Source organism: Mesorhizobium sp. P2_D1, from assembly GCF_056404455.1.
The window spans coordinates 1-26477 of sequence record NZ_JBFUDZ010000011.1 but is presented as its reverse complement, the minus strand read 5'-3'; the positions used below and the strand labels follow the sequence as shown (position 1 = coordinate 26477).

Genomic DNA, 26477 nt, shown 5'->3' with positions numbered 1-26477 from the left:
CGCTCAGAACGCCTGTCCGATGCCGGCATAGATGCCGAAATGCGGATCGTCTGGATCTCGATTGAGCGGCACGGCCGCGTCGATGCGCAGCGGCCCGAATGGCGTGACATAGCGCAGGCCGACACCGGCGCCGACCTTGACGTCGGAGAAATTGGGCACCGATTTGGTCGACACCGTGCCGGCATCGACGAACGGCACGATGCCGATCGTGTCGGTGATGGCGATGCGCATCTCGACCGAGGTCTCGAAGAAGGACAGACCACCGATCGGCTGGCCGGTGAAATCCTTGGGGCCGATGCCTTGATAGGCATAGCCGCGCACCGAACCACCGCCGCCGGAATAGAAGCGCCGGTCGGCTGGTACATTTTCGAGGCTGGTGCCGACTATCGAGCCGACGGCCACACGCTCGGCCAGCACGAACTTCGAAGCCGAATCCAGCGACTGATAGGCTGAACCCTCGCCCTTGAGCTTGAGGAAGGCCGCACCGTTCAGAATGTCATAGCTCGGCTCGGCATAGGCCAGCACCCGGAAGCCGCCGGTCGGGTTCAGCCGGTTGTCACGGTTATCGTAGACATACTGCAGCGGAATGCTGGCGATCAGATATTTGTGCTTGCCGAAAGCATCGTGGATTCGCGAATAGTCGAGCGACACTTCCGCCGAAACCGTCTGCTTCTTGGTGAGTTCGTAGGACAGGCCGGTGCTGCCTTTCACCGAGAAATGGTCATAGGCGTCCGGATGCTCGAGCACGGTCTTGAACCTGGCGAAGAACTTCGAGGCGGGCCCGATTACGCCCGGTTTTTCGAACATGATGCCAGCATTATAGTTGAGCTCGCTGAGGTCGTTGCTGCCGATACCGCTGATGGCCCCTTCGATGCGCAGCTTTTCGGCCCGGCCAAACAGGTTGCGGTGGCCCCAATAGCCCTCCAGGCCGAGGCCATCGGTGTTGGAGAAGGTGCCGCCGACACCGAAATAGCGTGGCTTGCGCTCGCTGACCTGGACGCCGATCGGAATGTTGCCGTCGGCATCGAGCTTGTCGGCTTCCCTGAACGTCACGCTGTTGAACACCTCAAGCGCCAGCAACCGGTCGCGCGCATCGCTGATCTCGTCGGGCGAGTATTGCCGGCCGCGCTTGAGGCCGGTCATGTATTCGGTGAAGTCGCGATCGACCTTCTCGGTGCCTTCCACCGTGGTGTCACCATAGCCGGCGACCGGCCCGGCGGCGACCGTCAGCGTCACGTCGAGCGTCGAGGTGGCATGGTCGGCGACGATCTGGCGGTCGGTCACCTTGGCTAGCGGCCTGCCCTCCTGCTTCAGCGCCCGCACGATCAGCGCCTCGGCCTTGAGCACGGCGCCGGATCCGGCGTCGCCGCCGGCGATCAGGCCATAATCGGCGCTCATCAGCCCCGCCGCATCACCCTCCAACCGGACATTGCCGAGAGTGAATTTCGGCCCGCTGGCGATATCGATGACCACCGGTACCGGTTGCGGGCCCTTGAATTCGGCATCGGGGGGCAAATCATCGAGCGGCTTGCCATCGATGGTGATGGTGACGACGCCTTCATAGCGGGCGTCGGCATAGAGCGCCGCGACCAACTGCTCACGGTCGCTACGCGCCTTGGCCATCAGCCCGAGCGAGCCGGAAACCGGGTGTTCCTCGTCACTGTTTAGGGCCGAGGCATTTTCGAGCTTCTTGACGAGATCCTTGTCGGCATCTGGCGCGGAAATGGTGACGGCATAGCGCAGGGGGTCGACGATGTCGGCGTCCTCGTCTTTCGACGATCCCCACAGCTTGATGCCGAAAAGCTCGAAAGCAGCAGCATTTCCGGCCTCGGCGACAAGCGCGGTTGAGCAGATCATGACCAAAAGCAGGGCGCGCGAAAGCACACGCCCTGGCGCGGTACCTCCTGACATCTGCTCTTCATGCGCCGGCATTAAGACAACCTAGAATGAAAACCTAAAATTGGAATGAAGTTCTGAAGCGCTCGTAAAGGGGCCACAATCCAATTGTCTGAAATAGGACGGGCTTGGAATTCACACCTTCTGCGTCGCCGCAAGAAAGCGTGATCCCCTGTCCTATGGAGCTACTACCGGCGATCGGCCGGAAAGGAAACCGTTGGCAGGCGGAACCCTGCCGCGTCCTTGTGTTGACAAGCATGACTGATGCTTGATCATGCCTGGACGTTAGCAGTGTCTGGGAGGGTGTAATGGCAATGCGCGCGGCTCGTGGTCTGTCGATCCTGATTCTTCTCTTTTTTGCCTGGAATGGTGTCGCGCAGGCGGCTGAAGCCCGGCGAATCGCGACATCGGACAATTCCGATTATTTCGGCTTTGATCTCAGGTCCGACCAGAATGTCACGCTCGACCAGTGCAAGACGACATGTCTGGGTGATCCGGCCTGCCGCGCCTTCACCTACAACACCAAGGCCAAATGGTGTTTCCTCAAATCCGACTACAATCAGCTGAAGCCGTTCAACGGTGCGGTCGCCGGCAAGGTCGTCAACATCGATGGCGACCCCGACATCGGCGCGCCGCCGGAACTTGCCTTCTTCCCCAACTGGATGGCCGATCAGGCCCAGCAATACCGCAACAAGCTGTTGGGTCCGGCCTATGTCAAGCCGACGGAAGGGCTGACGGCGCTGACGAATGCCGCCGAACAGTCCATGCTTACCGGCGATCACCGCTCCGCCATGCTGAGATATGAAGGTGCCGTGTCCGTCATGCCCGATGATGGCCAGCTCTGGCTCGCCCTGGCGCGCGAAACGCTGGCCGTGCAGCCTGCCGCCAACACGTCCGAGGCTTCCACTTTGCCGGCAAACGGCACCTCGGCCGCCTTCAACGCCTACAAGCTCTCGCGCACCACCAAGACGCGCGCCGAAGTGCTGGCGCTGCTCGGCAACGGCCTCGACAAGCGCGATCTCTACCGCCCAGCCCTGCAGGCCTATGAGGCCAGCCTTGCGCTGGTCCCCTCGCCGGCGGTCCAGGCCGACTATGCCGATCTGAAGGCCCGCAAGGGTTTCCGCGTCATCGACCACACGGTCGATGCCGACACCAGCGCGCCGCGCATCTGTGCACAATTCTCCGAGGATCTGGTCAAGACCGGCGTCGACTACGCCCAGTTCGTCACCGTCGACAACGCGCCTCCCAAGGGCGTCGAGGCCAAGGACAAGCAGATCTGCGTCGAAGGTCTGGAGCACGGCCAGCATTACGAGGTCACCTTCCGCGCCGGCCTGCCGGCCGCCATCGGCGAGGTAACGGCCGCCCCCGTGGTGCTGTCGATCTATGTGCAGGATCGGGCACCATCGGCCCGCTTCACCGGCGACAGCTTCGTGCTGCCGGCCGGCGCGCGCCGCGGCATTCCGGTCGTCACCGTCAACATGATCGCGGCCGAGATGAAGCTCTACCGTATCGGCGACCGTTCGCTGGCGCAGCTTCTTTCGGGCTATCAGTTCCTCCACCAGCTCGACAGCTATGATATCTCCAACATTTCCGAGCAGATGGGCGAGCCGGTCTGGCACGGCCAGCTCGACATCGCCAATGATCTGAACAAGGAGGTCACCACCTCCTTCCCGGTCGACGAGGCGCTGCCGCAACGCAAGCCCGGCGTCTATGTGCTGACCGCCCAAGCCGTCAACGACAAGAGCGACGCCTACAATTCGATGGCCACGCAATGGTTCGTCGTCTCCGACATCGGCCTGTCAACCTATACCGGCCAGGACGGGCTCAATGTCTTTGCCCGTTCGCTGGGCAGCGCCAAGCCGATCTCGGGCGCCGAACTGACGCTGGTTGCCCGCAACAACGAGGTTCTCGGCACCGCGACCACGGATGCCGACGGCCACGCCGTCTTCAACCCCGGTCTGACGCGAGGCGACGGCGGCATGGTGCCGGCCGTGCTGATGGGCAAGCAGGGCGACAATGATTTCGTCTTCCTCGACATGGGCCGGGCAGGCTTCGACCTGTCCGACCGTGGCGTCACCGGACGCGCGGCGCCCGGCGCGCTCGATGTCTATGCCTGGACCGAGCGCGGCATCTACCGCGCTGGCGAGGATGTTCATGTCGCGGCCCTTGCCCGCGACGGCGCTGCCAAGGCGGTCGAGAACCTGCCGCTGACCTTCATCTTCTCGCGCCCCGACGGCGTCGAGGACCGCCGCATCGTCAGCGACGGCGCATCGGCCGGCGGCCACGCCGTCGACCTGCCGCTCGAGCCCAACGCCATGCGCGGCACCTGGTCGGTGTCGATCTACACCGATCCCAAGCAGCCGGCCGTCGCCAGCCAGATGTTCCTGGTCGAGGATTTCGTACCGGATCGCATCGAATTCGACATGAAGGCCGACAAGCAGGAGATCGCACAGGGCGAAACCGCCAACATCAACATTGACGGCCGCTTCCTGTACGGCGCGCCGGCAGCAGGCCTGGCGCTGGAAGGCGAGTTGACGCTGTCGACGTCCCGCGATTGGGACCGTTTCCAGGGCTTCTCCTTCGGCCTCGCCGATGAGCAGTCGGCCGAACCCACGGTCACCCCTCTCACCGATCTGCCGGTGGTTGGCGATGACGGCAAGGCGACCTTCCCGGTCTCCGTCGAGCAACTGCCCTCGACCACCAAGCTGGTCGACGCCAAGGTGACGGTCCGGATGCGCGAAACCGGCGGACGCGCCATCGAGCGTTCGCTCAACATCGGTATCCGCCCGCAAGGCCATATGATCGGGATCCGTCCGGATTTCGCCGACAATGAAGTGCCGCAGGGCGGCACGGCGAAGTTCAGCCTGATCGCCGTCGATCCGGACGGCAAGCGTGAGGCGCTGAAAGGCGCCCAATGGACGCTGGTCAAGGTCGAACGCAATTACCAGTGGTACCGCTCCAACAACTCGTGGAACTACGAGCCGGTCACTTTCACAAAGTCGATCGCCAACGGCCAGGTCGACCTCAGCGCCGACGGCGACGCTACGGTCTCCGTGCCGGTCGACTGGGGCCAGTACCGCCTCGAGGTCGAGACATCGGATCCCGAGGGACCGGCGACCAGCTACGAGTTCGACGCCGGCTGGTACGTCTCCTCGACCACCACCGAAACGCCTGACGGCCTGGAGATCGCCCTCGACAAGGACACCTATGCCGCTGGCGAAGTGGCCAAGCTCAAGGTCTCGCCGCATTTTGCCGGCGAACTCCTGATCAACATCGGCTCGGACAAGCTGTTGAAGACCGTCACGGCAACCGTGCCGGCCGGCGGCAGCACAGTCGACATCCCGGTCGGTGACGACTGGGGCGCCGGCGCCTATGTCACGGCAACCCTGTTCCGGCCTGGCGACGCGCAGGAATCGCACATGCCGGCCCGCGCCATCGGCGTGAAGTGGCTGAAGGTCGATCCGGGCTCGAAGAAGCTCGCCGTCACCCTCACGCCGCCGGACAAGACCATGCCGCGCCAGCAGTTGTCGATCCCGGTCGCGGTGGCCGGCGTACAGCCGGGCAGCAACGCCTATGTCATGGTTGCCGCCGTCGATGTCGGCATCCTCAACCTGACCAACTACAAAGCGCCGGATCCGGAAAACTGGTTCTTCGGCCAGCGCATGCTGGGCATGGAAATCCGCGACCTCTACGGCCGCCTGATCGACGGCTCGCTGGGCAACACCGGCAAGCTCAGGACCGGCGGCGACGGCGCCAACATGCAGACGCAAGGCAGCCCGCCGACCGAAAAGCTGGTCGCCTTCTTCTCTGGTCCGGTTCAGCTCGACGCCGACGGCAAGGCTCGGATCGACTTCGACATCCCGCAGTTCAACGGCACCGTGCGCGTCATGGCTGTCGCCTGGACCAAGGAAGCGGTCGGCCATGCCCAGTCCGACGTCATCGTGCGTGATCCGGTGGTCATCACCGCCGGCCTGCCGCGCTTCCTGGCGCCTGGCGACGCCGCAGTCATGCGCCTCGATGTCGCCGACACCGATGGCCCGGCCGGTGACTATGCGCTGTCGATAAACACGACCGGCGACCTGTCGACCGGCGACAAACCTCTGCCTGAGAAGCTGACGCTGGCCAAGGGCAAGCGGCAGACACTGACCGTGCCGCTGATCGCACAGACGGCGGGCAATGCCTCGATCACCATCAAGCTTGCCCATGCCGACGGCACCGCTGTCGAACAGACGCTGTACGTGCCAGTGCGTCCGGCGCAATTGCCGGTCACCACCCGCCTGGTCGTCGACCTCAAGGGCAATGGCGGCGCTTTGCGCGTCGACAAGGAGCTCCTGGCGGCAAGCCTGCTCGACGGCGCTTCCGTCAGCGTCGGCGTTTCGCAGGCCGCAGCCTTCGACGTGCCGTCGCTTTTGATGACGCTCGACCGCTACCCCTATGGTTGCGCTGAGCAGACCACCAGCCGCGCCATGCCGCTTCTCTACGTCAATGAATTGGCGTCCGGCATCGGCATGGCCAGTGACCCTGACCTGCACAGCCGCATCCAGGATGCCATCTACAAGGTTCTGAGCTACCAGGCCTCTGCCGGCAGCTTCGGCCTGTGGGGTCCGGGCTCCGGCGACCTCTGGCTCGACGCCTATGTCACCGACTTCCTGACCAGGGCGCGCGAGCAGAAATACGACGTGCCGAGCCTGGCCATGAACCAGGCGCTGAGCAACCTGCAGAACTCGCTCGGCTACGACCAGAGCGTACAGGACCGTGGCAGCGAGATCGCCTACGCCCTCTACGTCCTGGCCCGCAACAAGAAGGCTTCGATCGGCGACCTGCGCTACTATGCCGACACCCAGCTCGAGGCTTTCTCGAGCCCGATGGCGGTTGCCCAGTTGGCGGCGAGCCTGGCGCTCTACGGCGACACGCCGCGCGCTGAAGCGACGTTCAAGACTGCGCTCCAGCTCGCCAAGGCGACAACCGACTATGACTACTACCGCTCCGACTATGGCTCGCCGCTGCGTGACGGCGCGGCGATGCTGGCGCTGGCGGCGGAATCGAAGCCGGTGCCGACGATCGTACCGGAGCTTATCAAGCTGGTGACGAAAGAACGCGCCGAAGCCGATTGGACCACCACCCAGGACGAATCCTGGATGCTGCTGGCGGCCCGCGCATTGAAGGAAGGCAATGATTCGATCACGCTGACCGTCAATGGCGCGCCGCATTCAGGCGGTTATTCCAACCAGATCAACGGCAGCGACCTGGTCGACAGCCCGCTCGCCATCGCCAACACCGGCAAGACCCCGCTGCAGGCCGTCGTCACCACCGTGGCGTCGCCGATCCAGCCGCTGCCGGCCAGCGGCGACGGCTTCACCATCGGCCGAACCTACTACAAGCTCGATGGCACCGAAGCCAACGTCACCGAGGCGACGCAGAACGAACGCTATGTCGTTGTGCTCAAGATCTACGAGCAGAACCGCTGGCCTTCGCGCCTCCTGATCACCGACTTGTTGCCGGCAGGCTTCGAGATCGACAATCCGGGCCTGGTCTCCAGTGCGCAATTGTCGAACTTCTCCTGGCTCGCCCAGACCGACGCGGCCCATCTCGAATTCCGCGACGACCGTTTCGTCGCGGCGTTCAACCCCAATGACGGCGATGGCGACCGCAACATCACGCTGGCCTATGTCGTGCGCGCGGTGACGCCGGGCACCTACGCCCATCCGGCGGCGACGGTGGAGGATATGTACCGGCCGCAATATTCGGCCCGCACCGCCACCGGCATGATGGAGGTCAAGGCGCCGTAAGGCGCCGATGGTGGCGATCATGAACAGAACGATGGCGCCAGCGACATCCCCCCTCTCCCCGTCACCATACGGGGAGAAGGTGCCGGCAGGCGGATGAGGGGCAGCGCCATGCTCTCCAGAAAAGTCCTGCGCCGGGCAGCCGTCACCGCAGCTTCCTGCGCCGGCATCCTTGCCCTTTCCGTCGCCTCCCTCTGGGAACTCGACCGCGCCTTTCCGCCGCCGCTCCCGGCCGAGCTCACGGTCTCGACGGAAGTCCAGGACCGCGACGGCCAGCTGTTGCGCGCCTTCGCCACGCCGGACGGTTATTGGCGGCTCGAAACCAGGCTCGACCAGGTCGACAAGCAGTTCGTCGACATGCTGGTCACCTATGAGGACAAGCGCTTCTGGGACCATGAGGGCGTCGACGTGCTGGCGCTGACCCGAGCCGCCGGCCAGTTCGCCACAAGCGGCCATATCGTCTCCGGCGGCTCGACCCTGTCGATGCAACTCGCCCGGCTGATCGAGCCGCGCGAAAGCCGCAGCCTCGGCTCCAAGATCAAGCAGATGCTGCGTGCCATCCAGATCGAGCGCCGGCTGTCCAAGCGCGAGATCCTCGAACGCTACCTGACCCTGGCGCCGTATGGCGGCAATCTGGAAGGCGTTCGCGCCGCCTCGCTCGCCTATTTCGGCAAGGAGCCGAAGCGGCTCACCGTTTCCGAAGCCGCCCTGCTCGTAGCCTTGCCGCAGCTGCCGGAAAAGCGCCGGCCCGACCGCAACCTGCAGATTGCCCACGCCGCGCGCGACCGGGTGCTGACCCGCATGGTCTCCTCCGGCCTGCTCGGAGAGCGCGAGGCGGCGCGTGCCGCGCTCGACGATGTGTCAGGCCTGCGCCGCACCTTGCCGGCGCTCGCCGCGCACGCCGCCTATGCGATGCTGCCCAAGGCCGTGCCCGGCCAGCCCGTGCAGATGACGATCCGCAAGAGCGTCCAGGAAGGGCTGGAGCAGGTCGCCAGGGACGCCGCCACCAAGTTAGGGCCTCGCCTCTCCGTTGCCATGGTGCTGGCCGACGCCCGCACCGGCGACATTCTCGGCGAGGTCGGCTCGGCCAATTTCTTCGATGCCAGCCGCTCCGGCTGGATCGACATGACCAAGATCGTCCGCTCGCCCGGGTCGACGTTGAAGCCGTTCATCTATGGACTTGCCTTCGAGCAGGGCTTGGTGGCGCAGGAAACGCTGATCGACGACAGCCCGGTCGATTTCTCCGGCTACCGGCCGAAGAATTTCGACATGGGCTATCAGGGCGACGTCAGCATCCGCCAGGCGCTGCAGCTGTCGCTCAACGTGCCGGCGATCCGCGTGCTGGACGCGGTCGGACCAACGCGACTGATGGCGCGCTTCCGCCAGGCCGGGGTGAGCCCCACGCTGCCGGTCAACGAGGCGCCGGGCCTGGCCATCGGCCTCGGCGGCGTCGGTGTGTCGCTGCGCGATCTCGTCCAGCTCTACACAGGCCTCGCCAATGGCGGCAAGACGCACACGCTGCATGACGGCACCGAGCCGGCCAATGCCGAGCGCACCACCGCCACCATCCTCGACGGTCAGGCCAACTGGCAGATCATCGACATCCTCTCTGGCGTCAAGCCGCCCGAGGGCGCCTCGCAGCGCGGCATCGCCTACAAGACCGGCACCTCCTATGGCTACCGCGACGCCTGGTCGGTTGGCTTCGACGGCCGCTACGTGCTGGGCGTCTGGGTCGGCCGCCCCGACGCCGGCGCGGTTCCCGGCCTCTCCGGCTACGTCTCGGCCGCCCCCATCCTGTTCGAGGGCTTTGTCCGTTCGGGTCTGGTCACCGTGCCATTGCCGGGCAAGCCGCCCGGCGTCTTCAGCCCCAAACGCGAGGACCTGCCTATGACGCTCGCCCGCTTTGGCACCGGTTCGGACGGCCTGGTGCAGACAACGCCGACCGAACCCGCGCCGACTATCATCTTTCCGCCGGACGGTGCTCGCGTCGACCTCGGCACCAACTCAGCCGATGCCTCGCCGCTGGTGCTGAAGCTTCAGGGCGGCCGCGCACCGTTCCGCTGGCTGGCCAACGGCAAGCCACTCACCGGCATCGACCGCCGCCGCACCGCAACCTGGCAGCCGGATGGCGCCGGCTACTCGACGTTGACCGTGATCGATGCCGCTGGACGCGCAGCAAGCGTGAAAGTGTTCGTCGAGTGAAAGCGTTCCTTGAATAGAATGCGCCAGGCGATCCAGTGCATTGGCTTTTGCGCGCTGACGGTGGCGGCTTTCACTCTGCCGACACACGCCGACACCCTGCCCGCCGGCTTTGTTCACCTCACCGCCATCGACCCTTCGATCCGCCAGGACATCCGTTACGCCGGATCGGGCAATTTCCTGCGCCGCAAGGTGAACGGCTATGAAGCGCCGGCCTGCATCCTCACCGAGCAGGCGGCCAAGGCGCTTTCGGACGTCCAGAAGGCGATTGCCGCCAATGGCCTGACGCTGGTCGTGTTCGATTGCTACCGCCCTGCCCGTGCCGTCACCGACATGGGGCAATGGTCGCGAGAGGGCGGGCCGCCCGATCCGCAATGGTATCCGCGGGTCAAGCGCGGCGACCTCATCGCCAAGGGCTATGTCGGTGAACTGTCCAGCCATTCTCGCGGCTCGACGGTCGATGTCGCCATCGCGCGAGCCGACAGCAGATCCGCGTCGAAACCGGCCTGCGGTGCTGTCGAAGCCGACACGCTCGATTTCGGCACCGGCTTCGACTGCTTTGACCCAATAAGCGAGACCGCCCACCGCGGGCTCGCCGGCGAAGCCGCGGTAAACCGGAAGATGCTTCTCGATGCCATGCGCACCGGCGGCTTCAAGGACTATGCCCGCGAGTGGTGGCATTTCACGCTGGCAAATGAACCGTTCGCCAAGCAGCGATTCGACTTTCCCGTCACCGCCAGGTGAGACAGCCACCAAACCGGTGGAACTGCTGTTCAGCGAACTGATACTTCAACAAGTTGTTGTATAAATACAACTTAAGTTGCCCGTCACCAGTGATTGCCCTGAAATCGCGCAGACTCGAATTGCAATTCCCTTCCGCAAGGATACGCATGGCCGCTGGAGGGCTTCCAATGGGTTTTACGTCGGGTTTTGACGTCGTGTTCGTGCGCGACGTCGTTCAACTATGTCCAAAGCGTCGCCGCTCGCTGCTTTTGGGCACGGCGCTCGGTTCGACGCTGGTAGCGCTCTGCGCCTCCCCGTCATTCGCGGCAAACTGCACGCAGCCGGCCTCGCCCTCGCCGATCACGGTCAACGGTGCTGCAACGCCGATCTCGTGCACCAACACCGTCGCACGCACGGCAACCGTGGCTGGCGACAACGCCATCGGCATAGTGACGACCGGCAATGGCAACACCGTCGACATCACCAACAGCGGGCTGCTGACCACGACTTCGACTTCACTCATTCCGGGGCCGACTTTCTCGCAGTCTACCGGCGCGCGCGGCATCTATGCCGGCACCAACGGCATTGGCGCTGACATCACCATCAACAACACCGGCACCATCAACTCGTACAGCGACGGCATCAAGGCGACCGACGCCGCCACGAGCGGCACCGTTTTCAGCAGCGACACCCACATCACCATCACCAATTCAGGCAACCTGACCGCAGGCCCCAACGCCGAGGGCATCTATGCCAATGCCAGCTACGGGTCCAACAACGTCGTGACCATCAACAACAGTGGCGTCATCCAGACCGGCGCCAGTGCCTCCCAGAGCGGCACATCGTCCGGCATATTCGCCACCGTCGACGGCGACAACAGCCAGATCAACATCGCCAACAGTGGCGCCATCAGCACGATCGGCGACACCGCTTCGGGTATCTCGGCGATCGCCAACTACTACAATGGCGACAATGGCAGCATCGTCATCGGCAACAAGGCTGCCATCACCACGACGGGCGCCGGCGCCGATGGCATCCTCGCCAAGGCAGGCAATCCGGACCATGGCGGCACGGTGAAGATCACCAACGCCGCCACCGTCAGTGCCGGCAAGATCGGCATCGCCAGCTCTACCTATGGCGCAGGCGGCAACATCATCATCGACAACAAGGGCAATATCACGGCCGGCACAGGCGGCGCCAATGCCTCCGACGGCATTATGGCCGTCGCCTACGGCAGTGACGCGACCATCACCATCACCAATGGTGGTGCCATCGACACGACCGCCGGCGGTCAGCGGTCTGTCGGCATCGAGGCCACGGCTGGCTACTACGATTTCAGCAATGCGCACATTTCAGTGACCAACACAGCCAGCATCACCACTGGCGCCTATTCCGAAGGCATCCTCGCTCGCTCCTATGGCACCGGCGCCACGGTCACCATCGACAACAGCGGCACCATCAACGCCGGCTCGCGCGGTATCGTCGCCAACGTCTACGGCGACAGCAGCCAGATCAGCGTCACCAACAGCGGGGCGATCACAACCACGGATCCGAACGCGAATGGCATTACGGCGGTCGCCATTTCCTATGACAGCAGCGGCGACAGCATTGTCATCGACAACAAGGCCGGCGGCACCATCGACACCAGCACCGGTACGTTCGGCATCTTCGCGCTGGCAGGGAGCAACGGCAATACCGACCCCGACAATGGCGGCACCATCACTATTACCAATGCCGCCACGATAAGTTCCGGCCACACCGGCATCGCCGCCATCACCTATGGCAATGGCGGCGATGTAACGGTTTCAAACTCGGCCGCGATCACAGCCGGAAAACTGGGCGACAACGGTTCCTACGGCATCCTGACTGTTGCCATTGGCAGCGACATAGCCATCGATATCACCAACAGCGGCGCCATCGACACGACCGCCGGCGGTCCTAACGCGACGGGCATCCAGGCCTCGGGCACCTATTCCTCGGCCAGCAACGTGCACATTTCGGTCACCAACAGCGCCAGCATCACCACGGCCGCCAATTCCGAAGGCATATTCGCCCAGGCCTACGGCGACGGCGGCATGGTTACCGTCGACAACAGCGGCGCCATCAAGACCGGCGACAGCACCTCGACGAACGGTCGTTCGTCCGGCATCGCCGCCAATGTCAATGGCGACAACAGCCAGATCAGCGTCACCAACAGTGGCACGATCACAACCATCGGCCTCGGTGCGAACGGCATCACCGCGATCGCCAACCTCTATGGCACCTGCAGCTGCCAGGGTCCCCTTTTCCCGGCCACCAGCAACGGCAGCATCGTCATCAGCAACAAGGCTGGCGGCACGATAACCACGACAGGAAGCTATGCGTCGGGCATCTTTGCACAGGCCGGCAACAAGGATCCGTCCGACCCTGGCAATTCCAATCCCGACGATGGCGGCACGATCAGCGTTACCAATGCCGCCGTCATCAAATCGGGGGGCAAGGGTATTGCCGCCGGCACTTACGGAGCTGGAGGCACCATTAGCGTCACCAACAGTGGCGACATCGTCTCGACGGCCGGCGAAGGCCTCTATGCCAAGTCCATTGGCGACAACAGCAGCATTGCCGTCGCTAATACGGCATTCGTCAATGCCAAGGGCGGCGCTGCCGGGCTGGCTGCCTACACGAGCGGCACCGGCAGCAACATCGTCATCGTCAACACCGGAAACAATGCGGAACTGTTCAGCAGCGTGGGATTCGGCGCAATCGCTGGCGCAACCGGTACATCGAGCACGATCCTCGTCACCAACGATGGCAAGATACACGGCGAGCTTGGCGGCCTGCAGGTCAGTTCGACCGGCGGCTCCACGGTCACCGTCGGCACGTCCGGCTTTGTCGGCGCCGACAACAACCTGGCCATCAAGTCGACCGCCGGAACAACCAGGATCGACGATGCCGGCGTGATTGCCGGCCGGGTCGAATTGAGCGACGCCGGAAATGTCATGAACGTCAATGACACCGGCGTCTTCAGGGCATTCACCGACAGCAAATTCGGTGCCGGCAGCGATACGCTCAACAATGGCGGCACCCTCTACGCATCGGGCAGCTTCTTCGGCTCTCCACCGGGCACTGTCAGGTTCATCGGCCTCGATAGCTTCGTCAACGGCAGCCTGGGCTCCGGAGCCGGCCTGACGACGATGATTGATGGCGTGGCCGGCGACAAGCTGATCACCAGCGGCAACTTCACCGGCCAGGGCAATTCGAAGCTCGGCGTCGACGCCAACTTTGCCACCGGCGTCGCCGACACTCTGACGATCGGCGGCAATTCGTCCGGTCATACCGATTTGGTGGTGAATGTCGTCGGCGCCGGCGCGCCGGCGGTCTTCATCCCCGTAGTCACGGTGACCGGAACAACCGCCGACAGCGATTTCGATCTGGCTGGCCCCGTCCATGCCGGCTTCTTCACCTACGGCCTGTTCCTGCAGGGCAACACACACGGCCTGCGTTCCATCGGGCTTGACAATGCCGGTTTCGAACTGCCCGCCGGCGTGACCGGAGCACAGGATGTGTGGCTGGACACGACTGGCTTCTGGCAGGACCGCATGGCGGATCTGCGCACGCAGGAAAGCGGCGTCCACAACGCGGATATGCCGGAGGAAAACCTCGCCGCGCGCATGGGCGGCCTCTGGGCGCGGGCGTCCGGCGATTGGTCAAATCGCGACAGCAGCGTAGGCTTCACCGATCCGGTCTCGCTGCAGGCCGAGACCCTCAACCTCGATCGCAAGCAGCGCACCAGCGCCTTCCTCGGCGGCATCGACATGGGGCTCGAAGGTGTCGCCGGCGGCGATATGCTGTTCGGCGTCATGGGCGGCTATGTCACCTCCAGGCTCGACTTCAAGGCGACGGACGACAGCTGGGACTACAAGGGCGGCACGGTCGGCGCCTATGCCACCTACCTCAATGGCGGCTTCTACCTCGACGGCCTCGTCAAGGCCGATTTCCTCGATGTCGACATCAACGACGTCGGCGGCAAGGCGAGCACCAACGCCACCAATATCGGCGCGCGCCTCGACGCCGGCTACCGCGTCGCCATGGGCTGGGGCTTCATCGAGCCGCAAGCCAGCCTGGAATGGGTCCGCACCAATATGGATTCCGTATCGCTGTTTGGCGGCGACATCGACTTCCAGAATGGCAGCAGCGGCCGCGCCAGGATCGGCGTGCGCATCGGCACCGACATGCAGATGAACGGCACGACCGTTAGTCCGGACCTGACGCTGAGTGTCTGGAACCATTTCGGCGACAGCAACGCCGTCGACATCAACTTCCCCGGCAGCGCCTTCTCCGCCACCGACAGCGCCGGCAACGGCACATTCGGCGAGGTCGGCGTCGGCGTGAATGTGGCCAGCGCCAGCAACTGGTCCGGCGTGGTCCGCGGCAGCGTCCGCTTCGGCAACAATTACAGCGCCGGCTCCATTGGCGCGGCACTCCGTTACGGCTGGTAGTCCGGCGGATTGCATCTGAACTTCTTGCGCCGGCCCTCGCGGCCGGCGTAGTCATGACCAGGTCCACCCATGGAGCAAGCGTGAGCACATCCAAGGCCACTGACGAGGCCCCGGCGAGACCGGCTGAAACCCCGCCTGCCGGCCCGGCCGAGCAGCAGACCAACATCTCGCTGTCGCGCGGCTTCATCAACTGGATGGAGACGGCACAGTGCTCGCTGGCCTTCACCTCCTACCAGACCGGGCAATTGTTCCTGGTCGGCCTCACCGGCGACAGGAAGGCCTCGATCCACCAGACCAGTTTCGTCAGGGCCATGGGCATGACCGTTGCCGGGCAGCGGATCATCCTAGCCTCCGACACGGCGGTGTGGCGGCTGGAAAACATCCTCGGACCCGACCAGGTCGCCAACGCCATTTACGACCGCATGTATATGCCGCGCGCCGCTTCTTACACAGGCGACCTCGACATCCATGAACTGGCCGTGCGCGAAGACGGGCAGATCGTGTTCATCAACACCAAGTTCTCTTGCCTGGCGACGCTGAGCCCGACGCATTCCTTCCGACCGTTGTGGAAGCCCTCCTTCATCAGCAAGCTGGTGCCTGAGGACCGTTGTCATCTTAATGGTCTCGCCATGCAGAACGGGCGCGCCCGCTATGTCAGCGCGATCAGTCGGTCGGACTCGGTCGGCGGCTGGCGCGACCGCCGCTGGGAAGGCGGCATGATCATCGACATCACCGAGGACAAAGTGGTGGTCGACGATCTGTCGATGCCGCATTCACCGCGCGTCCATGACGGTGCACTGTGGGTGCTGGATTCCGGCCGCGGCTTTCTGGTCCGCATCGATCCCGGAACCGGACAGCGGCAGAACATCGCCTTTTGCCCCGGCTTCCTGCGCGGCCTGAGCTTTCATGGCCGCTTTGCCATCGTCACCACCTCGCTGCCGCGCGATGGCCTGTTCAAGGACCTGCCGCTGCAGGACAATCTGCAGACGCGCGACGCCGAGCCGCGCTGCGCGCTCTACATCATCGATCTGCATACCGGCGGCATAGCCGAGTGGATCGAGTTGAAGGGACACATCACCGAGCTGTTCGACGTCGCCGTCATTGCGGGCTGCCGCTGCCCTTCGTCCGTGCCGCTCAACAGCCCGAACATGGCTTCGCTGATCACCATCGACAGCGAAGGCTGAGCGAATCGGGCCCGGCAGGCGAAGTCCTTGTCCCGGCCGGTCCAAAGCCTAGATGAAACGTCAGGCAGGCTCGCCGTTCGCTCAGTGCAGCCATGAGGAAGAAATTTCTCCGCACAGCGAAATATCGTCGAACATTTTCTTCAGGGGGCCAAAAAAGGCAACATTGAATGCATCTAATTTCTATCAATTCGGTAGATTTGGCGCCGGTTCAACGGAGGCAGAAATGACCAAACCTCATTTCAGGAAACTGCTCGGCGCACTGGTCGCCACATCTGTCCAGTTCGGCACGCTCGGTTTCGCGTTTGCCGACACCACCATCCTCAACGTGTCCTACGATCCGACGCGCGAGCTCTACAAGGCCTATGACGAAGCCTTCGCGGCGCATTGGAAGGCCGAGACCGGCGAGACGGTCACCATCCAGCAATCGCATGGCGGATCGGGCGCCCAGGCCCGCGCCGTGATCGACGGCCTCGACGCCGATGTGGTGACGCTGGCGCTCGAAGGCGACATCAACGCCATCGTCTCCAAGTCGAAGAAGATCAATCCCGACTGGCGCACCAAATTCGAAAACAATTCAGCGCCTTACACCTCGACCATCATCTTCCTTGTCCGCAAGGGAAATCCCAAGGGCATCCATGACTGGAACGACCTGGTAAAGGACGGCACCCAGGTGATCACGCCAAATCCCAAGACGTCCGGCGGTGCGCGCTGGAACTATCTCGCCGCCTGGGCCTACGCCAACGCCAATGATGGTGGCGACGAGGCCAAGACCAAGGAATTCGTCGGCAAGCTCTACGCCAATGCCCCGGTGCTCGACACCGGCGCCCGTGGCTCGACCGTGACCTTCGCGCAAAAGGGCATCGGCGACGTGCTGATTGGCTGGGAGAACGATGCCTATCTGGCGCTTGACGAATTCGGCGCGGACAATTTCGACATCGTCTATCCCCCGACATCGATCCTGGCCGAGCCGCCGGTGGCGGTTGTCGACGCCAATGTCGACGCCAAGGGCACGCGCAAGGTCGCCGAAGCCTATCTGGGCTGGCTCTATTCCAAGGAAGGCCAGACGATCATCGCCAAGAACCACTATCGTCCGGCCAAGCCTGACCTTGTGGCTCCGGCTGATCTTCCCAAGACACCCGACATCAAGCTGATCTCCATCGACGATCCGCTTTTTGGCGGCTGGAAGAAAGCACAGCCTTATCATTTCGGCGACGGTGGTATATTCGACCAGATCTACAAGCCGGCCCAGTGAGCTAGATCTAGATCAGGACGATATGACCACAGCACCCGCGCAGGCGGGGTGGCGGTTCAGACAGCCGAGTGTCATTCCGGGTTTCGGACTGACGCTCGGCTTCTCGCTTGCCTACCTCACCCTCATCATCCTCATCCCGCTATCCGGGCTACTCTGGCGCTCGGCCGCGCTTGGCTGGCCTGAATTCTGGGCCATCGCCACCGATCGCCGCACCATCAAGGCGCTGGAAATCAGCTTCGGCACCGCCTTCATCGCGGCCGCCGTCAACGTCGTCTTCGGCACGCTGGTCGCCTGGGTGCTGGTGCGCTACCGCTTTCCCGGCCGCCGCATCGTCGATGCCATGGTCGACCTGCCCTTCGCGCTGCCGACGGCGGTGGCCGGCATCGCGCTGACCACGCTCTACGCGCCGAACGGCTGGATCGGCAAATTGCTGATGCCGCTCGGCATCAAGGTTGCCTATACTCCGCTCGGCATCGTCATCGCGCTGGTCTTCATCGGCCTGCCCTTCGTCGTGCGCACCGTGCAGCCGATCATGGAGGAGATCGACAAGGAGGTTGAGGAAGCCGCCGCCACGCTTGGCGCCAGCCGCTTCCAGATCATCACCCGCATCCTGTTTCCAGGGCTGGCGCCGGCCATCGTCACCGGCTTTTCGCTGGCCTTCGCCCGCGGCGTCGGCGAATACGGCTCGGTCATCTTCATCGCCGGCAACCTGCCCTACAAATCCGAGATCGCGCCGCTGCTGATCGTCATCCGGCTGGAGGAATACAATTATCCGGCCGCGACCGCGATCGCAGCGATCATGCTCGCTCTGTCGTTCGTCATGCTGCTGGTCGTCAATCTCGCGCAGACATGGAGCCGCAAGCGCTATGGCTGATCCCGAGATCAAATCCTACGAGCCGCATCACGAGAGCCAGTCAGCGGCCGTCACGGAAAGCCGCCCGGCGCGCGTGGCGCTGATGACCGTTGCCTTCACCTTCCTCGGCATCTTCCTGCTGTTGCCGCTGATCATCGTCTTCAACGAGGCACTGGCGAAAGGCGTCGGCGCCTATACGCAATCGCTGAGTGATCCCGACGCGCGCTCGGCGATCCGGCTGACGCTGCTTGTCGCAGCGATCTCGGTGCCGCTCAACATCGTCTTCGGCATCTCCGCTGCCTGGGCGATCGCGAAGTTCGAGTTCAAGGGCAAGGCCTTCCTGACCACGCTGATCGACCTGCCCTTCTCGGTCTCGCCGGTCATATCGGGTCTGGTCTATGTGCTTTTGTTCGGCGCCCAGGGGCTGCTCGGCGGCTGGCTGAAGGCGCATGGCATCGTCATCCTGTTTGCCGTGCCGGGCATCGTGCTGGCCACCGTCTTCGTCACCTTTCCCTTCGTCGCCCGCGAACTGATCCCGCTGATGCAGGAACAGGGCAATGGCGACGAGGAGGCAGCCCTGTCGCTCGGCGCCAATGGCTGGCAGACCTTCTGGTACGTGACCTTGCCCAACGTCAAATGGGGGCTGCTCTATGGCGTGCTTCTGTGCAATGCACGTGCCATGGGCGAGTTCGGCGCGGTGTCGGTGGTGTCGGGCCACATACGCGGCCTGACCAACACCATGCCGCTGCATGTCGAAATCCTCTATAACGAGTACAACGCCGTCGGCGCCTTTGCCGTCGCTTCATTGCTTGCGGGCCTGGCGCTCGTCACGCTGGTCTTGAAAACACTTCTCGAGATGCGCTACGGCGCCGAGATCGCCGCGACGCGCGGACACTGATAGAGGGGTTTGCATGGAAGTTCGCGTTGCCAACGTGCGCAAGGAGTTTGACCGGTTTCCGGCGCTTCACGACGTGTCGCTCGACATCAAGTCGGGCGAGCTGATCGCGCTTCTGGGGCCGTCCGGTTCCGGCAAGACGACGCTGCTCAGGCTGATTGCCGGGCTGGAGCGGCCGACGCGCGGAAAAATCTTCTTCGGCGACGAGGACGCCTCGCAAAGGTCGATCCAGGAGCGCAACGTCGGCTTCGTGTTCCAGCACTATGCGCTGTTCCGGCACATGACGGTGGCCGATAACATCGGCTTCGGCCTCAAGGTCCGGCACGGGCCGTCGCGACCGCCGGCGCAGGAGATCCGCCGCCGCGCTTCCGAATTGCTCGACCTTGTCCAGCTTTCGGGGCTGGAAAAGCGTTATCCGGCTCAGCTCTCCGGTGGCCAGCGCCAGCGCGTGGCGCTGGCGCGCGCCATGGCGATCGAACCCAAGGTGCTGCTGCTCGACGAGCCGTTCGGCGCGCTCGACGCACAGGTGCGCCGGGAGTTGCGCCGCTGGCTGCGCGAAATCCATGACGCCACCGGCCACACCACCGTCTTCGTCACCCATGACCAGGAAGAGGCGCTGGAGCTTGCCGACCGCGTCGTGGTGATGAGCCAGGGCCGTATCGAGCAGGTCGGCACCGCCGACGACATCTATGACACGCCGAACTCGCCCTTCGTCTATGGCTTTATCGGTGAATCGAGCTCGCTTCCCGTCAAGGTCGAGAATGGCGAGATCTGGCTTGCCGACCGCCCGATCGGACTTGCCGCGCCACACGAGCCCTCGGGCGACGCGACGCTGTTCTTCCGCCCGCACGATGTCGAGCTGCTCGACGGCTGCAGCGGCTGCATCGCCGGCACGGTCGCGGCCAGTCGCCGCGTCGCCGGCACGCGGCGAGTGGAACTCGAGATCGGCGGCGAGCGCCAGCGGGTCGAAATCGAACTGCCGGTCGATCACCCCGCGGCGCAGAAAAGTCGGGTGGCCTTCCGCCCCGGTCGCTGGAAGCTCTTCCCGACCGCTTGATCCAATCCGCCTGCCCATCGTCCGGGAAGGATTGTGCGCGCACGCAGCGTCGTTGTGCCGGCTGGGGCATCGAAAATATCCATGCCAGAAAAGAGATCCTAACAGCCGGCCGTTTTGGCGATATCTTTTCTCGTGGCTAGGGCACGGGCCGCTGCGCGTGCCTCGTCGCGTACCCTGCGCCACGGCTATGGTTCGACCATAAACACATTGCATCGGAGCCCGTTTTCATGAAGCGATTTTTCCTTGGCGTCGCCGCCGTCGCCGGCCTGTTCCTCGCATCCTCACAAGCCTGGTCGGCCGACAAACTGCTCAACGCATCCTATGATGTCGGCCGCGAACTGTTCGTCCAGGTCAACAAGGCCTTCATCGCAGGGCATCCAGGCGTCACCGTCGACCAATCGCATGCCGGCACCTCGGCGCAGGCGCGCGCCATCGCCGAAGGGCTCGGCGCCGATGTCGTCACCTTCAACCAGGTCACCGACATCGATTTCCTGGTCAAGAAGGGCCTCGTTTCGGCCGACTGGCAGAAGGATTTTCCCGACAACGCCTCGCCCTTCTATTCGCTGCCGTCCTTCCTCGTGCGCGCCGGCAACCCCAAGCACATCAAGGACTGGAACGATCTCGTGCGCGACGACGTCCAGGTGATCTTCCCCAACCCGAAAACCTCGGGCAATGCGCGCTACACCTATCTGGCGGCCACCGCCTACGCCAAGGAAGCCTTCAAGGGCGACGACGCCAAGGTGAAGGAATTCATCACCAAGCTGTTCAACAACGTGCCGATCTTCGACACAGGAGGCCGCGCCGCGACCACCACCTTCGTGCAGCGCGAGATCGGCGACGTGCTGATCACCTTCGAGTCCGAGACGCGCGGCATCCGCAGGGAATATGGCGACGACAAGTTCGAGCAGGTCACGCCCTCGGTCAGCCTGCTCGCCGAATTCCCGGTAGCGATCGTCGACAAGGTGGCCGACGAGCATGGCACCCGCGATCTGGCCAAGACCTATCTAGACTTCCTCTACACGCCGGAAGGCCAGGACATCCTCGCGCAGAACGGCAACCGGGTCCGCGACGCGGCCGTCGCCGCCAAATACAAGGCCGACTTCCCCGATGTCCGCCTGCTGACCGTGGACGACGTCTTCGGCGGCTGGGACAAGGTCCAGAAAGAGCATTTCACAGCCGGCGGCCTACTCGACCAGACCTACGGCAGCCGCTGACGGGGCAACATCCGAGGTGAACGCGAAAGCCGGCGCTGTGCCGGCTTTTTTCGTTTCGTGCGCCGGCAATCCGGTTTTCAGCAGACCAAAGMATGATCCCGAACAGCGGAATCCGGTTTTCGCCAGAATCATGTTCAAGCCGAGAAGCAGAGTTCCATCCGATTCTATCGGGTGGAACAGGCTCTATCGGCTTCATCATGCAAAACGTTACAAAGAATCAACGCGTTTGTGCCTAACGTGCCATCTGGCGGCTTGTTTTCGCGAAACGTCATCGCGCGGCGAAAACGTCATTATTTGCACACAAACAGTCGCCAGATGCGGGTGGTTGGGGCTTCAATCGGTTGATCTGGGCATGCTGACTAAAAAAGGCAAATACGGCCTCAAGGCCCTTGTGCATCTGTCCGGCCTGCCGGCTGGCCAACTGGCCTTTGTCAACGACATCGCGGTCGCCAACAACATCCCGAAGAAGTTCCTCGATGCCATCCTGGGCGAGTTGCGCAACGCCGGCTTCGTCCAGAGCCGCAAGGGCAAGGAAGGCGGCTATCGCCTTGCCCGGCCGGCCTCCGAAATCAAGATCGGCCATGTCGTGCGCGTGCTTGACGGACCGCTGGCGCCAATCCCCTGTGCCAGCCGCACGCAATATCAGCGCTGCGAGGACTGCGACGAGGCGACGTGCCAGGTCCGGCACATGATGTTGGAGGTACGCCAGGCGATTGCCGAAGTGCTGGACAATCGCAGCCTCGCCGCCATGCGCGACGCCGACAATGATGATTTTCCGGTCGAACTGACGTCGCAGATTTAGCGCATCTGACCAACCGCGGCAGTGACAAGTTCGTCGACCGGGCGCGTCGCGTCGAGCGTCAATGCCCGCTCATTCGCAGCCGGTGGCTCGAGGATGGCGAACTGGCTGTCGACCAGGCTTGCCGGCATGAAATGGCCCTTGCGGCTGGCGACGCGTCGCCTGGCCGTGGCAGCGTCGATCTCCAGGTAGAGGAAGACGATCTCCGGGCAGAACCCACTCAGCCGCTCGCGATAGCTGCGCTTCAGCGCCGAGCAGGCGGCAACCACGCCTTCGCCCTGCCCTACCGACACCACGATGCGCTCGCCAATCGTGTCGAGCCAGCCTTCACGGAGTTGATCGGTGAGCGGCTCGCCGCTTGCCATGCGCGCGACGTTTTCGGGCGGATGCAACTGGTCGCCTTCGATGAAGATGGCGCCCAGCGTGGCGGCCAGCGCGGTGCCGACGGCCGACTTGCCGCAGCCGGCGACACCCATCACCACAATGGCCGGCACCGAACCGGGAGCGCCCGTTGGCGCCTGTTCTGTCTTTTCGTCCACTGTCAGCGGCTTGCCGGCGCGCGGCCGTAGAGCAACAGCATGGCAACGATGACGATGCCATAGATGATCTGCCGCCCCGCCTCCGGCATCTGCATGACGGAAAGGATGGATTGCAGCAGCGTGATCAGGATGACGCCGGCGACGGTGCCGAGATAGGAACCGCGCCCGCCCAGGATCGAGGTACCGCCAAGCACCACTGCCGCGATTGACGGCAACAGGTAGGCGTCGCCCATCGATTGCGCCGCCTTGGAAGCATAGCCGGCCAGAAGCACGCCGCCGAAGGCCGAAAGCCCGCCCGAGACGGCGAAGGCAATCATCACCACGCGCCGTGTGTCGATGCCTGAGAGATAGGCGGCGCGCTCGCGATTGCCGATTCCGTAGACGGCGCGGCCGAAGCTGGTGCGGGTCAGGACGAACACCATCGCCGCGCCGATCAGCGCCCAGATGATAACCGCGTTGGGGACGCCCGGAATGGCAAAACCAGTCGCCAGGTAGCGCATCGCGCCAGTCGCCGAATCCTGTGGCGAGAAGCCACCGGTGTAGACCACCATCAGCCCCTGCGCGACGGCGTTGGTGGCCAGCGTGATGATCATCGAGGGGATGCGCAGATAGGCGACGCCGATGCCGTTGACGACGCCGATCAGCATGCCGCAGACGACGCCGAACGGAATGGCCAGCGCCACGCCGACGGGACCATAGGCGGCCGCCGCACTGGCCATCATGGCGCCCATTGCGACCGACCATGGCACCGACAGGTCGATTTGGCCAAGCAGGATGACCAGCATCATGCCGGTGGCGATGACGCCGAGGAACGACGCCACCTTGAGCTGCTGCAGAAGGTATTCAGGAGACAGGAAGCTTCTGGAATAGAGGCTGCCGAGGAACAGCAGCAGCACGATGCAGGCAAAGGCTGTCAGCACAGCCGGATCGGCGCGCCGGATGAATCTGGGCATGCGGCCGGCAATGCCGCCAAGCGTCGTTTCGCTCACAGGAACCACTCCAGCCGGTTGCGGACCCGAAACAGGGCGAAGGCGCCGAGGCTGACCGCGATCAGCAGGATAACGCCCTGGAACAGCGGTTGCCAGAGCGGATCGAAATCGAAGACGAAGAGCAGGTCACCGATGGTGCGGAACGCCAGCGCGCCGAAGATCGCGCCGATGGCGCTACCCTTGCCGCCGAACAGCGAGACACCACCGAGCACGACGGCGGCGATCGAGAACAGCGTATAGGCGTTGCCGCTGGCATAGGCTGCCTCGCCGGTATAGGTGAAGAAGGTCAGGAACAGCCCGCCGACTGCGGCAAGCAGCCCGGCCAGTGCGTAGGCGGCGAATTTTCCACGGCGGATCGGCACGCCGGACATGTAGGCCGCCGTCTCCGACGAGCCGGCTGCGTAAGCCGCACGACCGAGCACCGAGCGGCTGAACGGCACCCAGACAATGAGGACCACGGCCAGCAGCACGACCAAGCTTGCCGGCACCACGCCAAACAGTCGTCCGGTCAAAGCGTCGGCGAGGTCCTCGTTGACCGAGCCGCCGGGAAAAGGTCGCAGCAGCAGGGCAATGCCGAAGTAGACGGCGCCGGTAGCGATGGTGGCGACAATCGGCTGCAGCCGCCCATAAATGACGATGGCGCCGTTGATCGCCCCACACAGCAGCCCGGTGCCGAGCACCGCGAGGACGCCGAAGGCGGTTTCGATGCCAGTACCGATGACCAGCCAGGACGCCAGGCAATTGGTCAGGGTGAAGATCATGCCCACGGACAGGTCGATGCCGGCGGTGATGACCACCAGCGTCTGCGCCATGGCGACGAAGGCAAGCAACACGCCCTTGTTCGCTGCCGTCTGCACGACATTGGGGGTGAAGCCCGCTGGATGGTTCGAGGTGTAGATGACGAACATGACGATGAAGATGCCGAGCGCCAGCAGCGTTCCACGCTGCTCGGCCAGCCAGTAGCGCCAATCCTTCACGCGCTTGCTCCCAGGCTCACGGGGCTCTCCTCGCCATGGATGTTGAGAGCGCTGGCGATCAGCGCCCGCTCGGTGATCTCGGCGCCAACCAACTCGCGCTTGACCGCCCCATCATAGAGCACCAGCACGCGGTCGCAGCAGCCGATCAGCTCGTCATAGTCGGTCGAATAGAACAGGATCGCAGCACCGGCATCGGCGAGCTTGCGCATCAACTGGTAAAGCTCCTGCTTGGTGCCGACATCGATGCCGCGCGTCGGATCGTTGAGCAGGATGATGCGCGGCTGGCGCATCAGCCATTTGGCGATGACCACTTTCTGCTGGTTGCCGCCCGACAGCGCGCCGACCGGAATGTCGAGCCCCGCGGTCTTGATCGCCAGCAGGCCGACCATGTCGTCGATCAGCCGCTGCTCGGCGGCACGGTCGATGATGCCGGCTTTGGACAGCCGGTCGAGCGCGGCGAAGGACAGGTTTTCGCGCACCGTCATCGGCAACATCAGCCCTTCGGTCTTGCGGTCTTCGGGAATGAGCGCCATGCCGATACCGTCTTCACGTGCGGTGGCGGGGCTGGCGATGGCAACGGGCTTGCCGTCGATGAAGATCTGGCCCGAAAGGCCGCGCAACACCCCGAAGAAGGCAAGCAGCAGTTCGCGTTGGCCCTGACCGTCGAGGCCGCCAAGACCGACGACCTCGCCTGCCCCAACAGTGAGCGAGACATTGTCCAACCGGTCGGTCCATGAAAGCTTGCGTGCCTCCAACACCGGAACGGCGGCAGCCGAAGCGCGTGGCGGCTTCGGCGGAAAGATGTGGCTGTATTCTCGCCCGATCATCAGTTCGACGACTTCATTGTCGCTCTTTGTGCCCGCCGCGTAACTGGCGACATTGCGACCGTTGCGAAACACCGTGCATTGGTCGGCCAGTTCGGCGATCTCGTTCATGCGGTGTGAGATATAGAGCAGCGCCAGCCCTTCCGAGCGCAGTCGCTTCAGCACGCCGAAAATCTTGGCGACATCCGTCGCGGTCAGCGCCGAGGTCGCTTCGTCGAGGATCAGGATGCGCGGCTTGCGTGCCAGCGCCTTGGCGATCTCGACCATCTGGCGGCGCGACAGCGGCAGGTCCTTGACCAGCGCCAGCGGGTGGATGTCTGCGGCGCCCGCGCGCGCCAACGCTTCTTCCGCGATCCGGCGTTGTGCCTTGCGGTCGATCATGCCGAACCGCGTCGGCGGGTCTGAGATAACAATGTTGTCGGCAACGCTGAGTTCGGGAACCAGCGACAGTTCCTGGAAGATGCAGACGATGCCGGCCTGGTTGGCGGCAGCCGGCGAAGCGAACGTCACCTCGCGACCATCTAGCGTCATGTGCCCTTCGTCGGGCGCAACGACACCGGCCATCACCTTGATCAGCGTCGATTTGCCGGCACCGTTTTCGCCGAGGATGCCGTGAATGCTACCGGATGAGACCGAAAGCTCGGCCTTTTCCAGCGCCCGCACACCACCATAGCGCTTGGATATGCCTTCCATCCGGAAGAGCGGAATCGCACCGTCCATCGGGCCTCCCGAGGCTCTTTGACGACTAGGGATATCGAGTGGTCGGCGCCGCGGAATATCCCGCGGCGCCTGGGTGCAGCTACTGGTCGGCC

At 63.9% G+C, this 26477-nt stretch carries 16 protein-coding genes; 11 read left to right on the top strand and 5 right to left on the bottom strand.

The annotated features are described in order from the left end of the window. Positions 1-3: 3 nt before the first annotated feature. A complete protein-coding gene (locus AC1D0I_RS10905; protein ID WP_477395012.1) occupies positions 4-1932 on the bottom strand; it encodes an autotransporter assembly complex protein TamA in 1929 nt (642 codons plus the stop codon). A gap of 272 nt (positions 1933-2204) precedes the next feature. Between AC1D0I_RS10905 and AC1D0I_RS10900 the strand changes: the two genes are divergently transcribed. The 11 genes from AC1D0I_RS10900 to AC1D0I_RS10850 all read left to right on the top strand — a co-directional run bounded on the left by AC1D0I_RS10900 (position 2205) and on the right by AC1D0I_RS10850 (position 22339). Next, positions 2205-7685, top strand: coding sequence for an alpha-2-macroglobulin family protein (locus AC1D0I_RS10900; protein WP_477395010.1), 5481 nt, complete (start codon positions 2205-2207; stop codon positions 7683-7685). A gap of 108 nt (positions 7686-7793) precedes the next feature. Beyond that, entirely contained in the window at positions 7794-9884 is a 2091-nt protein-coding gene (gene pbpC, locus AC1D0I_RS10895) for a penicillin-binding protein 1C (RefSeq protein WP_477395008.1), read from the top strand. An 18-nt stretch (positions 9885-9902) separates the two neighbouring features. Further along, entirely contained in the window at positions 9903-10625 is a 723-nt protein-coding gene (locus AC1D0I_RS10890) for a M15 family metallopeptidase (RefSeq protein ID WP_477395134.1), read from the top strand. A 167-nt stretch (positions 10626-10792) separates the two neighbouring features. Beyond that, positions 10793-15082, top strand: a complete 4290-nt coding sequence (locus AC1D0I_RS10885; protein ID WP_477395006.1) for a beta strand repeat-containing protein — start codon at positions 10793-10795, stop codon at positions 15080-15082. An 80-nt stretch (positions 15083-15162) separates the two neighbouring features. After that, the gene (locus AC1D0I_RS10880; RefSeq protein ID WP_477395004.1) at positions 15163-16266 is read left to right on the top strand and encodes a TIGR03032 family protein; all 1104 of its coding nucleotides are present in this window, start codon (positions 15163-15165) and stop codon (positions 16264-16266) included. Between the two features lie 223 nt (positions 16267-16489). After that, positions 16490-17518: a sulfate ABC transporter substrate-binding protein gene (locus tag AC1D0I_RS10875; RefSeq protein ID WP_095091463.1), complete on the top strand. Its 1029-nt coding sequence runs from the start codon at positions 16490-16492 to the stop codon at positions 17516-17518. Positions 17519-17540: 22 nt separating this feature from the next. Further along, complete coding sequence (gene cysT, locus AC1D0I_RS10870; protein ID WP_095091462.1) at positions 17541-18392, top strand: sulfate ABC transporter permease subunit CysT; 852 nt, start codon at positions 17541-17543, stop codon at positions 18390-18392. Next, positions 18385-19269, top strand: coding sequence for a sulfate ABC transporter permease subunit CysW (cysW, locus tag AC1D0I_RS10865; protein ID WP_095091461.1), 885 nt, complete (start codon positions 18385-18387; stop codon positions 19267-19269). Before cysT ends, cysW begins: the two co-directional genes overlap by 8 nt. A 13-nt stretch (positions 19270-19282) precedes the next feature. Then, entirely contained in the window at positions 19283-20323 is a 1041-nt protein-coding gene (locus tag AC1D0I_RS10860) for a sulfate/molybdate ABC transporter ATP-binding protein (protein ID WP_095091460.1), read from the top strand. 227 nt (positions 20324-20550) lie between these two features. After that, the gene (locus AC1D0I_RS10855) at positions 20551-21537 is read left to right on the top strand and encodes a sulfate ABC transporter substrate-binding protein (protein ID WP_477395002.1); all 987 of its coding nucleotides are present in this window, start codon (positions 20551-20553) and stop codon (positions 21535-21537) included. Positions 21538-21889: 352 nt separating this feature from the next. Continuing rightward, on the top strand, positions 21890-22339 hold the full coding sequence (locus AC1D0I_RS10850; protein WP_013530871.1) for an RrF2 family transcriptional regulator: 450 nt from the start codon (positions 21890-21892) through the stop codon (positions 22337-22339). On the opposite strand, the gene AC1D0I_RS10845 is transcribed toward AC1D0I_RS10850, so the two are convergent. From AC1D0I_RS10845 to AC1D0I_RS10830, 4 genes are read right to left on the bottom strand one after another with little or no spacing between them, the layout of a single operon-like run. Beyond that, positions 22336-22875 (bottom strand): gluconokinase, encoded by a 540-nt coding sequence (locus AC1D0I_RS10845; RefSeq protein WP_477395000.1) that lies wholly within the window; start codon positions 22873-22875, stop codon positions 22336-22338. The genes AC1D0I_RS10850 and AC1D0I_RS10845 overlap by 4 nt on opposite strands. A gap of 2 nt (positions 22876-22877) precedes the next feature. Beyond that, positions 22878-23864: an ABC transporter permease gene (locus tag AC1D0I_RS10840; RefSeq protein ID WP_477394998.1), complete on the bottom strand. Its 987-nt coding sequence runs from the start codon at positions 23862-23864 to the stop codon at positions 22878-22880. Further along, on the bottom strand, positions 23861-24841 hold the full coding sequence (locus tag AC1D0I_RS10835; RefSeq protein WP_477394996.1) for an ABC transporter permease: 981 nt from the start codon (positions 24839-24841) through the stop codon (positions 23861-23863). Before AC1D0I_RS10835 ends, AC1D0I_RS10840 begins: the two co-directional genes overlap by 4 nt. Further along, positions 24838-26385 carry a sugar ABC transporter ATP-binding protein gene (locus tag AC1D0I_RS10830; protein ID WP_477394994.1) on the bottom strand — a complete coding sequence of 516 codons (1548 nt, stop codon included), beginning with the start codon at positions 26383-26385 and terminating at the stop codon, positions 24838-24840. Before AC1D0I_RS10830 ends, AC1D0I_RS10835 begins: the two co-directional genes overlap by 4 nt. Positions 26386-26477 lie beyond the last annotated feature (92 nt).

Coding starts and splice junctions, on each gene's coding strand:
- AC1D0I_RS10850 (WP_013530871.1), top strand. CDS start 21,890: ATGCTGACTAAAAAAGGCAAATACGGCCTCAAGGCCCTTGTGCATCTG.
- AC1D0I_RS10900 (WP_477395010.1), top strand. CDS start 2,205: ATGGCAATGCGCGCGGCTCGTGGTCTGTCGATCCTGATTCTTCTCTTT.
- cysW (WP_095091461.1), top strand. CDS start 18,385: ATGGCTGATCCCGAGATCAAATCCTACGAGCCGCATCACGAGAGCCAG.
- AC1D0I_RS10905 (WP_477395012.1), bottom strand. CDS start 1,932: ATGCCGGCGCATGAAGAGCAGATGTCAGGAGGTACCGCGCCAGGGCGT.
- cysT (WP_095091462.1), top strand. CDS start 17,541: ATGACCACAGCACCCGCGCAGGCGGGGTGGCGGTTCAGACAGCCGAGT.
- AC1D0I_RS10885 (WP_477395006.1), top strand. CDS start 10,793: ATGGGTTTTACGTCGGGTTTTGACGTCGTGTTCGTGCGCGACGTCGTT.
- AC1D0I_RS10855 (WP_477395002.1), top strand. CDS start 20,551: ATGAAGCGATTTTTCCTTGGCGTCGCCGCCGTCGCCGGCCTGTTCCTC.
- AC1D0I_RS10830 (WP_477394994.1), bottom strand. CDS start 26,385: ATGGACGGTGCGATTCCGCTCTTCCGGATGGAAGGCATATCCAAGCGC.
- pbpC (WP_477395008.1), top strand. CDS start 7,794: ATGCTCTCCAGAAAAGTCCTGCGCCGGGCAGCCGTCACCGCAGCTTCC.
- AC1D0I_RS10860 (WP_095091460.1), top strand. CDS start 19,283: ATGGAAGTTCGCGTTGCCAACGTGCGCAAGGAGTTTGACCGGTTTCCG.
- AC1D0I_RS10875 (WP_095091463.1), top strand. CDS start 16,490: ATGACCAAACCTCATTTCAGGAAACTGCTCGGCGCACTGGTCGCCACA.
- AC1D0I_RS10890 (WP_477395134.1), top strand. CDS start 9,903: ATGCGCCAGGCGATCCAGTGCATTGGCTTTTGCGCGCTGACGGTGGCG.